The following is a 12,582-nucleotide window of genomic DNA, read 5'->3' on the forward strand; positions in this document are numbered from 1 at the left end:
GGTGCCGATGTATTCCGTCCGCGTGCCTCGCGGCCCCGGATGTGGCAAGAATGGTGACATGAGCCTCCACGCGATCATCGCCCGCCCCCTGCTCGCCGCGCCCTTCCTGGCCGACGGCATCGGGGCCGTCACCAAGCCGCAGAAGCACGCCGAGAAGGTGGAGCGCATCCGGCCGACACTGGAGAAGCTGGGCGTCCCCGAGCAGGTCACGGCCGCGCCCGAGCTGCTCACGCGCGCCCTCGGCGTCGTCACCACCGTGTCCGCGCTCGCGCTGGCCACGGGCCGCAAGCCGCGCACCGCGGCCTTCACGCTCGCCCTCGTCTCGGCCCCCGTCGCCGTCGCGCGCAACCCCGTGTGGACCGCGGAGGGCGAGGAGCGCAAGGAGATGACGTCCGACCTCCTCGCCTACGCGGGCCTCGTGGGCGGCCTGTTCACCGCCGCCGCCGACCGAGGCGGCGAGCCGTCGCTGCGCTGGAAGCTCGGGAACAGCCTCGAGCAGCGCGCCGAGATCCGCGCGGCCAAGGCCGAGGTCAAGGAGAAGTACACCGACTGAGCCCGGTGCGGCCGGCGGCGACGGCCATGTCCCGCCGCCGGCCGGGGCCCTACCCTGGGCACGTGACCACCTCCGACATCTGGCCCGCCCCGCGCTCGAGCGGCCCCCTGGACGCCACCGCCGACGTCCCCGGCTCGAAGTCCCAGACGAACCGCGCGCTGCTCCTCGCCGCGATCGCGGACGGTCCCACCCTCCTGCGCCGCCCGCTGCGCTCGCGCGACACCCTGCTCATGGCCGAGGCGCTGCGCGCGCTCGGGGCCTCCGTCGAGGACGTCGGCACCGACTGGCGCGTCACGCCGGGCCCCGTCGTCGGCGGCACGTCGATCGACTGCGGACTCGCCGGCACGGTCATGCGGTTCGTCCCGCCGCTCGCTGCGCTCGCCCCCGGGGACACCCGGCTCGACGGCGACCCGCACGCGCGCGTGCGCCCGATGGCACCGCTCGTGGCCGCCCTGCGCGGGCTCGGGATCGAGGTCGACGCGGCCGGCGGGCCCGGGTCCGAGGTCCTGCCGCTGACCGTCCACGGGCGCGGCCGGGTCGAGGGCGGGGTCGTCGACGTCGACGCCTCGTCGTCGTCGCAGTTCGTCTCCGCCCTCCTCCTCGTGGCGCCCGCCTTCGCGCGCGGGATCGACCTGCGGCACGTCGGCGCACCCATGCCCTCGCTCCCCCACGTCGCGATGACGGTGGCCACGCTGCGCGAGCGCGGGGTCGAGGTCGAGGTGCACGAGGAGGACGGCGTGCCGGTGCGCTGGGTCGTCTCCCCCGGGCCGGTCCGCGGCGGCGAGGTCGCCATCGAGCCGGACCTGTCGAACGCGGGCCCGTTCCTCGCCGCGGCCGCCGTGACGGGCGGGACCGTGCGGGTGCCGGGCTGGCCGACGAGCACGACGCAGGCGGGCGACGCGATGCCCGGCCTGCTCGCGATGATGGGCGCCGAGGTGGACTGGCCGGCCGAGGACGTCCTGTCCGTCACCGGTCCGGACGCGGGCGACCTGCGCGGCATCGAGGTCGACCTGCACGACGTCGGGGAGCTCACCCCGACGATCGCGGCCGTCGCCGCCCTCGCGACGACCCCGACCCACCTGCACGGGATCGCGCACCTGCGCGGCCACGAGACCGACCGCCTGGCCGCGATCGTCACGGAGCTGCGCCGGCTCGGGGGCGCGGCGCACGAGACCGAGGACGGCATCGTCGTCGAGCCCGCCTTCCTCCACGGCGCCACGGTCGAGACGTACGGCGACCACCGCATGGCGACCTTCGCGGCGATCCTCGGGCTGCGGGTCGACGGGGTCGGGATCCGCGACGTGGGGACGACGGCGAAGACCATCCCCGACTTCGTCCCGCGCTGGAACGCGCTGCTGGGATGAGCAGGTCGCGCGCGTGAGCCGCCGGGACGTCGGGACCGACGACGAGCGGGTCCGGGTCCGCCCCGGGAGGGGGACGCGCCCGCGCACGAAGACCCGGCCCGCCCACGAGGATGCCACCGACGGGACCGTGCTCGCGGTCGACCGCGGCCGCTACCGCGTCCGGACGGCCGAGGGCACCCGGGTCACCGCCGTCAAGGCGCGCGAGCTCAACCGGACGCGGACGGCGATCGTCGTCGGGGACGAGGTCGCCCTCGTGGGAGACGTGACCGGCGACGTCGACACGCTCGCCCGGATGGTGGCCGTCCGCGAGCGGCGGACCGTGCTGCGGCGCAGCGCCGAGGACGGGGACACGGTCGGGGTCGAGCGGCCCGTGGTGGCCAACGCCGACCAGCTGGCGATCGTCACCGCGCTCGCCGACCCGCCGCCGCGGCCCCGGATGATCGACCGGTTCCTCGTGGCCGCCTACGACGCCGGGATGGACCCGCTCCTCGTGCTCACCAAGGCCGACCTGACCGGGCCCGAGGAGCTGCTGGCGGCGTACGCGGCGCTCGACGCGCGGTTCGTCGTCGTCGGGGGCATGGACACGGCGGGCGAGGACACGGCCGGGCCGGCGGACGTGCCCGCGGCGACGGACGGCTCCGGGGCGACGGGTACGCCCGCCCGGGACGACGGCCTGACCGAGGTCCGCGAGCTGCTCGCCGGGCGCTCGACCGTGCTCGTCGGACACTCCGGGGTCGGCAAGTCGACGCTCGTCAACGCGCTCGTCCCGGACGCCGAGCGCGCCACGAGTCACGTCAACGAGGTCACGGGCCGGGGCCGGCACACCTCCAGCTCGGCCGTGGCGCTCGAGCTCCCCGGCGGGGGCGTGGTCATCGACACACCGGGGGTGCGCTCGTTCGGGCTCGCCCACGTCTCCGCGGGCTCCCTGCTCGCCGGGTTCGCCGACCTCGCGGAGGCCGCCGAGCAGTGCCCGCGCGGCTGCACGCACGCGGCCGACTCCCCCGACTGCGCGCTCGACGCATGGGTGGTCGGGGCCCGTGAGCCCGGGACGGACGCGGCGGGCGGCGGCACGGCGGGCGCGCACCCGGCGGACGGCGTGGCGGCGGACGCGCGCGCGGCGCGCCTGGAGTCCTTCCGGCGGTTGGCGGCGGCGTTGCACGGCGGGCCGGGTACGGTCGAGCGATGAGCACCGGCCCCACCAGGCGTATCGACGACGACCTGCGCCTCGCCCACGTGATCGCCGACCAGGTGGACGCCCACACGACGGCGAGGTTCGGCGCCGTCGACCTCGAGGTCACGTCCAAGCCCGACCTCACCCCCGTCACCGATGCCGACCGCGGCGCGGAGGAGCTCGTGCGTGCCCAGCTGGCCCGCACCCGCCCGCGCGACGCGATCATCGGCGAGGAGATGGGCGCCACCGGCCACTCCCAGCGGCAGTGGGTCATCGACCCGATCGACGGGACGAAGAACTTCGTCCGCGCCGTCCCCGTGTGGGCCACGCTCATCGGGCTGGTCGAGGACGGCGAGGTCGTGCTCGGCGTGGTCTCCGCCCCGGCGCTCCAGCGCCGCTGGTGGGCGGGGTCCGGGACCGGCGCCTGGACCGGCCGCTCCCTGTCCTCGGCGAGGCAGATCCACGTCTCCGCCGTGCCCGAGGTCGCCGACGCCTCCCTGTCCTACTCGTCCCTGGGCGGCTGGGCGCAGCGCGGCCGGCTGCGGGCCTTCCTCTCGCTCGCGCAGGAGTGCTGGCGCACCCGCGCCTACGGCGACTTCTGGAGCTACATGCTGCTCGCCGAGGGCGCGGTGGACATCGCGACCGAGCCGGAGCTCGCGCTGCACGACATGGTCGCGCTCGTCCCGATCATCACCGAGGCCGGCGGCCGGTTCACCTCGCTCGACGGCGAGGACGGCCCGTGGGGGTCCGACGCGGTCGCGACCAACGGGCACCTCCACGACCTCGTGCTCGAGATCCTCTCGGGCCAGGAGGACTGAGAACCGGCCCGGCACCGGGCACCGGCGCTCGCCCTCGTGACGCGCCCGCCCTGGTGACGACGCCGGCACGGTGTCGGCGGCTCCGCCTACCGTGAGCGCATGCGGATCCTGCACACCTCGGACTGGCACCTGGGCCGGACGCTGCACGGCGTCGACCTCACCGAGGCGCACCAGGCCTACCTCGACCACCTCGTCGAGGTCGTGGCCGCCGAGCGGGTCGACGCGGTGCTCGTCGCCGGGGACGTCTACGACCGGGCGATCCCCCCGACCTCGTCGATCACGCAGCTCTCCGAGGCGCTCGCCCGGCTGACCGAGCTCACCCGCGTGGTCCTCACGCCGGGCAACCACGACTCGGCCGTGCGGCTCGGCTTCTCCGCCGCGCTCCTCGACGAGCGCCTGTCGATCCGCACCCGGGTCGCGGACGTCGCACGGCCGACGATCCTTCCCGGCGCGGACGGCGGGGTCGGCGCCTACGTCTACCCGCTCCCCTACCTCGACCCGGACATGGCGCGCGCCGACCTCGCCGAGGCCGGGCCGGACGGCGCACCGCTCCTGCCGCCGCGCAGCCACGAGGGGGTGGTCACCGCGGCCATGGGCCGCGTCCACGCGGACCTCGCCCGACGGCGAACGGCGGACCCCACCCGGGTGCCCGCCGTCCTCATGGCGCACGCGTTCGTGGCCGGCGGCCAGGCGAGCGAGTCGGAGCGAGACCTGAGGGTCGGCGGCGTCGAGGTGGTGCCCTCGGGCGCGCTCGCCCATCCCGAGGCGACGATCGACTACGCGGCGCTCGGGCACCTGCACGGCCCGCAGCGGGTCGGCGGGGACGTGCCGGCGCGGTACTCCGGCTCGCCGGTGGCGTTCTCGTTCTCCGAGGAGCACCACGTGAAGTCGAGCGTGCTCGTCGACCTCGGCGCGCCGGGCTCGGAGCCCGAGCTCGTCGAGGCTCCCGTGCTGCGCCGGCTGACCACGCTGCGCGGGACGATCGACGAGCTGACCTCGGGGGCGTTCGACCACCACGCCGAGGACCACGTGCGGGTGACCGTCACCGACGCCGCGCGGCCCGCCCACATGCGCGCCCGGCTCCTCGACCACCTCCCCCACCTGCTCGTCCTCGCCCACGAGCCCGAGGGGGCCGTGCCGCTCGGCGGCCCGGTCCGGGTGACGGCCGCGGAGGACCCGGTCGAGATCGCCGCCCAGTTCGTGGCCGACGCGGGCGGGGCGGAGGCGACGGCCGCCGAGCGGGCCGCGCTCGGCTCCGCGGTCGAGGCCGCCGAGGCGATGCGGAGGTCCGCCTGATGCGGCTCCACCGCCTGACCATCGAGGCCGTGGGGCCGTTCCCCGGCCGGCACACGATCGACATCGACGCCCTCGGCGCCTCGGGCCTCTTCCTCCTCGAGGGGCCGACCGGCTCGGGCAAGACGACGATCATCGACTCGATCGTGTTCGCGCTGTACGGCGACGTGGCCGACTCCGGGGGGTCGCACCGCTCGCGGATGCACTCGCAGCACGCGGAGCCCGGCGTCGAGCCGGTGGTCGACCTCGTCCTGTCGACCGCCCGTGGCGTCTACCGGATCCGCCGCACGCCGTCGTTCGAGCGCCCCAAGCAGCGCGGGAGCGGCACGACGACCGTCAACCCCACGGCGCGCCTGTGGCGGCTCGCGTCGGACGACCTCTCGGGCGTCCCCGCAGGCGAGGACCCGCCGGGCGAGCCGGTCTCGGCGGGCGTCCAGGAGGTCGGCACCGAGCTCGGCTCGATCCTCGGCCTGACCAAGGAGCAGTTCACGCAGACGGTCGTGCTCCCCCAGGGGCAGTTCGCGCGGTTCCTCCGCGCCGGCGTGGCCGACCGCCAGCAGGTGCTCCGGCAGATCTTCGCCACCTCGCTGTACGACGACGTCCAGTCACTCCTCGCGGACCGCGCCCGGGAGGCTCGCGCCTCGACGGAGCGTGCGGCGCAGTCCGCCGGCCGCGCCGCCTCGGCGGTCGCCGAGCACGCGCGGCCGGGCGAGACGGAGCGTGCGGCGCTCGTGGCCGCCGCGGAGGCGTTCGACGCAGACGGGGTCGAGGCGATAGTCGGGCCCCTGCTCGCGCGGCTCACCGACGAGCGGGCGGCCGCGGGAACCGCGCACGAGGCGGCCCGGGCAGCGGACCGCGCTGCGCAGGAGACGCTCGACACGGAGCGCCAGGTCGCCCGGGCGATCGAGCGGCGCACCGCCCTGCGCGCGGGCCGGGACGAGCTGGCCGCGGCCGCGGAGGACGTCGCCCGCACCCGCGCCGCCCTGGCCGCGCACGCCGGCGCCCGGCCCGTCGTCGTCGCGCTCGATGCCGCCGACCGCGCGCGGGAGGCGCTCGAGGGTGCGGCTCAGGGGCTCGACCGGCGCGTCCGGGAGGCGCGGGAGGCCCGCGACGACGAGGCTTCACGTGTCGAGGGTCGTTCTCGTGTCGCGGACGCTCCCCGCGGCGGGGAGGGCGGGGGCGACGACCCCCTCGGCACGAGCCCCGTCGGTTCGGGCCTGGTCGACTCGGTCCTGGTCGACGCCGGTCTCGACACCGGGGCGGCCGCCGACCCGGACGCCGAGGTCGACACCGACCTCGCCGCGCACGCCGACCGGCTCGAGGACGAGCGCCAGCGGGCGACCGCCGAGCAGGGCCGACTGTCCGCGCTGGTCGCGACGGAGGCAGGGCTCGCCGCGCGCCGGGAGCGCCTCGCGGCCACGGAGCGCTCAGTCGGCGACCTCGACCGCCGGCTCGCCGACCGGGCGACCGTCCTCGCCGGCCTGCCCGAGGCGCGGGCGGCGATCGTCGAGCGTCGGGCGACGGCGCAGAACGCCGCCGCCGAGCTCTCGGGGGCACGCGCGGCGACCGACGACGCCGAGACGCGACTCGCCGCCGCTCGCCTGGCCGAGCGGCGCCGCGCGGAGCTCGCCGCCGCGACCGAGGCGCTCGACGCGGCCCGCACGACGGCCGAGGAGGCGCAGGGGCACGAGAACGACCTCCGCGCCCGCTGGCGCGACCAGGTCGCCGGCCGGCTCGCGCGCGAGCTGACGGACGGGGCGCCGTGCCCGGTGTGCGGGTCGCTCGACCACCCTGCCCCGAGCCCCGACTCGGACAGCCCCGTCGGGGAGGAGGACCTCGCGGCGGCCGAGGAGTCGCGCGCCGGCGCCGACCGCGCCCTGTCGGCCGCCTCGTCCACGAGGGCCGCGGCCGAGGAGCAGGTCCGTGCCGCCGCGGAGGCCGCCGGGGACCGGAGCGTCGACGACGCCACGCAGGCGCTCACCGCCGCCCGGGAGGCCGTGCGCCTCGCCGAGCAGCAGGCCGCCGAGGTGGTCCGGCTCGACGAGTCGCTGGCCGCCCACGACGTCCGCGCGGCGCGGGAGGCGGAGCTCCGCACGGCCGACGAGACCGAGCGGGCGTCGCTGATCGCGGCCATCGAGTCGCTGCGCGCCGCCCTCACCGAGGACGAGGAGGCCGTCGTCGCCGCCCGCGGCGCCCACGGGTCGGTCGCGGACCGGGCCGCGGCGCTCGGCACCCGCGCCGCACGGGCGCGCGGCCTCGCCGAGGCCGTCCGGACGCTCCTCGACCGCCGCCGCGCGGCCGCGGACACCCGGGACCGGGCCGCGGCGGACCTCGCCGCCTCCGAGCTCGCCGACGCCGCGAGCGCCCGCGCCGCCGTGCTGCCCGACGGCGAGCGGGCCGCCGCGGAGCGCCGGGTCTCCCACCACGAGGCCGAGACGGCCCGGGTGACGGCCGGCCTCGCGGAGACCGAGATCGCCGGTCTCGCGGAGGACGCGAGCGCCGACCCCGCGGCCGCGGCAGCCGCGCGCGAGGACGCCGCCACGGTCCTCGAGGCGGCCGCCGCCGCCCACGACGCCGCGCGCCGCACCCTGACCAGCACGACCGGCGCCGTCGAGACGCTGCGGGCCGAGCTCGAGCGGCACGCCGCCCGCGCTCTCGCCGATGCGCCGCTCGTGCGCGTGGCGGACCTCGCAGCCGGTCGCGAGTCCCGGACCGGCGTCACCCTCGCCACCTACGTGCTCCTCCGCCGCTTCGAGGAGGTGCTCGCCGCGGCCAACGACCGCCTCGCGTCGATGTCCGCGGGCCGGTACGTGCTCCGACGCACCGACGACCGGGAGGAAGGCGTCCGGGCCCGCGCGGTCGGGCTCGGGCTCGAGGTGCTCGACACTCACACCGACGCCCCGCGCGCGACCCGCACGCTCTCCGGCGGGGAGACCTTCTACGTCTCGCTCGCCCTGGCACTCGGTCTCGCGGACGTGGTCGGCGCCGAGTCCGGCGGCATCGAGCTCGGCACCCTGTTCGTCGACGAGGGGTTCGGCACCCTCGACCCGGAGACCCTCGACTCGGTGATGAACGAGCTCGGCGCGCTCCGGGACCACGGCCGCACGGTGGGCCTCATCAGCCACGTCGCCGAGCTCAAGCAACGGATCCCCGACCAGGTCACGGTGCGCCACCGCGGCGACGGACGAGGATCGACGCTGACGGTCCGGGCGGGCGACTGAACGTCGCGGCCGCTGGCCCTCCTGCCGGTCCGGGAGCCGGACGGTCGGTCAGGACGCCGGACGGGCGCCCCGATCGCGCAGGTCAGGCGCCGAGGATCGCGGCACGCTCGGAAGGGTCGAACCAGAGGAGGTCGAGCTCGGCGACGCGCTCGAACGCGTCGTCGTCCCCGGCCACCGCCGCTGCGACCTCGACCTCGGCGGACTCCTCGTCCACGTGGATCGCCGCCACCGACTCCCAGCCGATCGGGGCGTCGAGCCGCACGAGGCTCGGCAGGTCGCCGGGCTCGGGCGTCGCGGAACCCTCGGGCACGTCGGCGGCCAGGACGACCCGCCGGGCGGGCGGGCCCTCGCCGAGCTCGGCGAGGCGGCGCACGGAGTCGTCCGCGGCGGCGAGGAGGGCGATGACCTCCAGCCCCTCCTCGTCCTCGTCCGGCACGGCGGAGACGAGGTCGGCCGTCACGGCGTGGGCGCGGGTGGCGGCGGGGTCGGCGGCGAGCTCGGCGGGCGTCGCGGGCAGGTAGATGCGCACGGGGCGATCATCCCGCGACGGTCGGCGCGGGTCGCGCGCCACGCCGCCACCAGCGCGAGCGCGTGGTGCTGCCCGCCGGGAGGTCGAGCACGCGCCGGGCGAGGGCCTCGACCGCCTTGCGTGCCGCGCTCGAGTGCGACTGCTCGCGCCAGGTCGCGCCGGCGAGCAGCGCGGCGTCGGCGGTCGACGGGTCGTCGGGCACGAGGACCGGCTCCTGGTCGCCGCCGTAGCGCCACAGGGCCTCGCGGACCGCGCGCTCGTGGTCGGGCCCGGCGGCGGCCCGGCGCACGCGGTTGACGACCACGCTGCGTCGGGCGTCCGGGGCGAGGTCCCGCTCGCGCAGGTCGGTGAGCGCGAGCACGAGCCGGCGCACTCCCACCGGGTCGCCCGCGCCCACGACCACGACCTCGTCCGCGGCGGCGAGCGCCGACAGCGTGGCCTGGTGGCGGACCGGTCCGAAGTCCGTCCCGTCACCCTGCTCGGCCCCGGCGGCGACGTCGACGACGACGAGCGGCGCGACCTCGCGGAGCACCTCCCAGACCGACTCGAGCGATGCGGTCTCGAGCTCGCGCCACCGGTCGGGCCTGGTCAGGCCTGTGAGCGCACGGAGGTTGTCGGAGACCTCGGCGAGGGCGGAACGCGCGACGTCGGCGTCGAGGCGGCCGTGCGTCGCGTGACGCGTCACGGCCGCGATCGACGAGATGTCGTCGGGGATCCCGAGGACCTGGGCGAGCGCCGGCGCTTCGGTGTCCGCGTCGACGACCACCGCACGGACGCCGAGGGCGGCGGCTTCCGCCGCGAGGTTGACGGCGAGGGTCGTGCGGCCGGGCGCACCGCGCGCGCCCCAGACCACGACGATCCGCCCCGGCGCCTCCTCGGGCTCGATGACGGGCGGCGGTCCGGCCTCGTCCACGACCTCCTCGGGGGTGCCCGCGGGGGGCGTCGGCGCCGGAACCGTGGGTGAGCTGCCGCCGGAGGACAACCACCACGGCACCTCCGAGATGACCGCGTCGTCCGTGTCGCCGCCCGGGTCTCCCGAACCCGAAGCGCCCGAACCTTGCGAGGTCGGCTCCGGCGAGGTCGGCTCCGGAGACGCCTGGTCAGCGGGGCGGGACGACGGGGAGCCGGCCGCCGTGCCGCCCGCCGCGGCGTCCGGACGGCCCGCCTCCGACGGCGTCGCCGCTCCGTCCGGCCCGGCGTCCTCCCCGAGGGCCGGCCGGGCCGGGGCGTCGGGGCGGTGCAGCGCGCGCCGGCTGGTCGGCCGCTCGGGTGTCCGGGGTGCCGCCTCGTCACCACCGCCCGAGCCCGCGTCACCCCCGCTCCTGCGTGCGCTCCCGGCCCCGCTCCCGCTCCCGCCTCCGTGTGCGGAAGGACCTCTGGGGCCGCCGGCGCCCTCGCGGGTCCAGGCCTCGGGCACCGAGTCCGGGACCGCCACCGTGGTCGGGAGGCCCGCCGGCGGTGGCCTGTCGCCGTCGGGCGCGTGTCCGCCCGGGCCCGCGGCCCCGTCCCCCGGGCGACCGGGCACCCGCTCGCCCGGCCGCCCCCGGACGTTCTCACCTCGGGCGAGAGCGATCGCCATCGCGGCGAGCGTCCCCGGCTCGTCCGACTCCGCCGCCACCGCGTGCGCACCGAGCTGGGCGAGCCGGCCGGCCTCCGCGGCCGGGCCGACGAGCAGCACGCGTGCACCCGCCGCGACCAGGCGTCCGATCGACGCGCGGTCGACCCCGTCCACCCGGCTGCCGACCACGGCGACGGTGCCGATCCCGGCCCCGACCCCGCCGAGCAGCTCGGGCAGGTCCGCGCACCGCCGGACGACCCGCGCGCCGGAACCGGGCGCGTCGATCGCCCGCACCACCTCGGCCTCGCCCTCGGTGAGCGCGAGCAGGATCCCGTGGCTCACGAGCCCTCCACACCGGCGGCGTGGTGCGGGACCACGGTCAGCTCCTCGCCCGCGGCGACCGCGCCGAGGACGTCCTCGACGAGCTCGGCGGGGACGAGGAGCTCGACGCTCGCCCCGCCCGTCGCGGCGAACACGCCCTCCTCGGTGCCGATGTCGACGACGAGGACCTCGGGCGCGAGGACGACCGGGGGCGCGACCTCCTCGGAGCGGTCCCCGACGGCGGCCCTCGGGGCGCGCCAGAGGTCGACGGTCGAGCCTGCCCCGAGCCCGGACGGCAGCGCGGCACCGACCGGGACGACGACGGGGCGCAGGTCCTGCTCGGTCGCCTCACCCGTCGCGGCGAGCGGGACGAGCTCGCCGGCCCCGACGAGACGGGTGGCCACGAGGTGGTCGGGCAGGTCGCCGTCGGCCACGAGGTAGTGGTCCCCCGCCGACCCGACGTTGACCTCGACGACCTCGAGGCCGGCCTCCGCCAGGCGTTCGCCCGGGGTGACGACGTCGGCGGCCGCCCACACCTCGGTCGTCCCGCCCGCGCTGTCGACCGCCCAGACGCCGATCCCGACCGAGGCCGCCACGAGCAGCACGCCCACGCCGAGGCGTGGGTCCCGCCACCCGGGCCGTCGCATCCGCCGGGCCGTCCCCGCGTTCTCCGTCATCCGAGCTCCCCCTTGCTCACCTGGCACGTCGGCCCATCGTCCCGGCCCCCGACCGGGCCCGCCGGCGTCATCCACAGCCCCGCACCGCGACGCGCCGCGCGACCTTCCGTCCACATCCTGCACGCGCCGGGCCGCCGAAGCGGCGATACTGGACCCGTGGCCCGCTTCCTCACCATCGCCGACGTCGCCGAGCAGCTCCAGCTCTCGGTCTCGCAGGTGCGCGCCCTCCTGCGGAGCAAGGAGCTCGTCGGCGTGCAGATCGGCGGCAAGGGACTGTGGCGCATCGAGGACGTCCAGCTCGAGGCGTACATCTCCCGCCTGTACGCGCAGGCGGAGGCGAGGCCGGCCGACCAGGCGGTCGAGGAGTCGGCCGAGGGCTGACCCACCCGCCCCGGCGCCGGGGTGGTCACGCCGTCCGCACCACGTGCACGGCCGCGAGCGCGACGGCGACCACGTGCGCGCCCGGGTCGGTGAGCAGGTCGAGGTGGTCGGCGCCGACGCGCACGATCCGGCCGGTGCGTCCGCCGGCCGTGTCGTCGAGCCGCACGACCGAGCCGGCGCGCGCGATCCTGCGCAGCGCGGCGGCGAACGAGTGCCGGGCGGCGACCACGCCTGCGGCCCCCGCCGTCCGTCCGAGCCCGCGCACCGCGACCACGGCGTGCGCGGGGACGAGGGCGCGGCGTTCCCCCTGGGCGAGGAGCAGCCAGTGAGCGTTGGCGTCGAGCAGGGTGCCGGCGACGTCGTCCCCACCCGGTAGCGCGATCGACAGCTCGGCACCCGTGCGCGCCCGCCAGCGGACCTCGAGCGTGACCGTGGCGGCCTCCGCCTCGACGAGCTCGCCCGCCTCCGCGAGCTGCTCCGCCCGCCGTTCCGCCTCGAGCTCGCCGGACAGGTCCGCGAGCAGCAGGTCCTCCCACGCCACCCGGCCAACCTAGGTCGTCGCGCGCCACCGTGGGCCCGGACGACGCACGGATCTCACGAACGCCGGACGGCATCGTCCCGCGCGACACGCCGACACCCTTGCGCATCTCGTCACACCTGTGCCAGCGTTCAGCCATCATTCGACACGAACGAGCA

General features: G+C 77.5%; 11 protein-coding genes. 7 read left to right on the forward strand and 4 right to left on the reverse strand.

Annotated elements, in window-relative coordinates:
• Positions 1-58 precede the first annotated feature (58 nt).
• The 6 genes from ACPYO6_RS09175 (at position 59) to ACPYO6_RS09200 (ending at position 8,420) form a co-directional block, all read left to right on the forward strand.
• Entirely contained in the window at positions 59-553 is a 495-nt protein-coding gene (locus ACPYO6_RS09175) for a DoxX family protein (protein ID WP_425714552.1), read from the forward strand.
• Between the two features lie 26 nt (positions 554-579).
• Positions 580-1,917, forward strand: coding sequence for a 3-phosphoshikimate 1-carboxyvinyltransferase (gene aroA, locus ACPYO6_RS09180; RefSeq protein ID WP_425714553.1), 1,338 nt, complete (start codon positions 580-582; stop codon positions 1,915-1,917).
• A 13-nt stretch (positions 1,918-1,930) separates the two neighbouring features.
• Positions 1,931-3,103, forward strand: a complete 1,173-nt coding sequence (gene rsgA, locus ACPYO6_RS09185; RefSeq protein ID WP_425714554.1) for a ribosome small subunit-dependent GTPase A — start codon at positions 1,931-1,933, stop codon at positions 3,101-3,103.
• Complete coding sequence (gene hisN / locus ACPYO6_RS09190; RefSeq protein ID WP_425714555.1) at positions 3,100-3,906, forward strand: histidinol-phosphatase; 807 nt, start codon at positions 3,100-3,102, stop codon at positions 3,904-3,906. Before rsgA ends, hisN begins: the two co-directional genes overlap by 4 nt.
• Before the next feature lie 99 nt (positions 3,907-4,005).
• Entirely contained in the window at positions 4,006-5,202 is a 1,197-nt protein-coding gene (locus ACPYO6_RS09195) for an exonuclease SbcCD subunit D (protein WP_425714556.1), read from the forward strand.
• On the forward strand, positions 5,202-8,420 hold the full coding sequence (locus ACPYO6_RS09200; RefSeq protein WP_425714557.1) for an AAA family ATPase: 3,219 nt from the start codon (positions 5,202-5,204) through the stop codon (positions 8,418-8,420). Before ACPYO6_RS09195 ends, ACPYO6_RS09200 begins: the two co-directional genes overlap by 1 nt.
• 82 nt (positions 8,421-8,502) lie before the next feature.
• Here ACPYO6_RS09200 and ACPYO6_RS09205 read toward each other — a convergent pair whose 3' ends face one another.
• The 3 genes from ACPYO6_RS09205 to ACPYO6_RS09215 are packed head-to-tail and all read right to left on the reverse strand — an operon-like array spanning position 8,503 to position 11,505.
• Positions 8,503-8,949: a DUF6912 family protein gene (locus tag ACPYO6_RS09205; RefSeq protein ID WP_425714558.1), complete on the reverse strand. Its 447-nt coding sequence runs from the start codon at positions 8,947-8,949 to the stop codon at positions 8,503-8,505.
• 7 nt (positions 8,950-8,956) lie between these two features.
• A complete protein-coding gene (locus tag ACPYO6_RS09210) occupies positions 8,957-10,849 on the reverse strand; it encodes a hypothetical protein (RefSeq protein WP_425714559.1) in 1,893 nt (630 codons plus the stop codon).
• Positions 10,846-11,505, reverse strand: coding sequence for a hypothetical protein (locus ACPYO6_RS09215; protein WP_425714560.1), 660 nt, complete (start codon positions 11,503-11,505; stop codon positions 10,846-10,848). Before ACPYO6_RS09215 ends, ACPYO6_RS09210 begins: the two co-directional genes overlap by 4 nt.
• A 156-nt stretch (positions 11,506-11,661) precedes the next feature.
• Here ACPYO6_RS09215 and ACPYO6_RS09220 point away from each other — a divergent pair, with 156 nt between their 5' ends.
• Positions 11,662-11,886, forward strand: coding sequence for a helix-turn-helix domain-containing protein (locus ACPYO6_RS09220; protein WP_425714561.1), 225 nt, complete (start codon positions 11,662-11,664; stop codon positions 11,884-11,886).
• Positions 11,887-11,911: 25 nt separating this feature from the next.
• Here the strand turns inward: ACPYO6_RS09220 and ACPYO6_RS09225 are convergent, their stop codons facing one another.
• Positions 11,912-12,427: a hypothetical protein gene (locus ACPYO6_RS09225; RefSeq protein ID WP_425714562.1), complete on the reverse strand. Its 516-nt coding sequence runs from the start codon at positions 12,425-12,427 to the stop codon at positions 11,912-11,914.
• Positions 12,428-12,582: the final 155 nt, after the last annotated feature.

Origin of the sequence: Georgenia sp. Z1344, from assembly GCF_049856295.1 — a bacterium.
Classification (GTDB): Bacteria; Actinomycetota; Actinomycetes; order Actinomycetales; family Actinomycetaceae; genus JB111.

What these genes read in the sequence shown, in the direction of transcription:
- ACPYO6_RS09175 (WP_425714552.1), top strand. Translation starts at nt 59, where the DNA reads ATGAGCCTCCACGCGATCATCGCCCGCCCCCTGCTCGCCGCGCCCTTC.
- aroA (WP_425714553.1), top strand. Translation starts at nt 580, where the DNA reads ATGTCCCGCCGCCGGCCGGGGCCCTACCCTGGGCACGTGACCACCTCC.
- hisN (WP_425714555.1), top strand. Translation starts at nt 3,100, where the DNA reads ATGAGCACCGGCCCCACCAGGCGTATCGACGACGACCTGCGCCTCGCC.
- ACPYO6_RS09195 (WP_425714556.1), top strand. Translation starts at nt 4,006, where the DNA reads ATGCGGATCCTGCACACCTCGGACTGGCACCTGGGCCGGACGCTGCAC.
- ACPYO6_RS09200 (WP_425714557.1), top strand. Translation starts at nt 5,202, where the DNA reads ATGCGGCTCCACCGCCTGACCATCGAGGCCGTGGGGCCGTTCCCCGGC.
- ACPYO6_RS09215 (WP_425714560.1), bottom strand. Translation starts at nt 11,505, where the DNA reads ATGACGGAGAACGCGGGGACGGCCCGGCGGATGCGACGGCCCGGGTGG.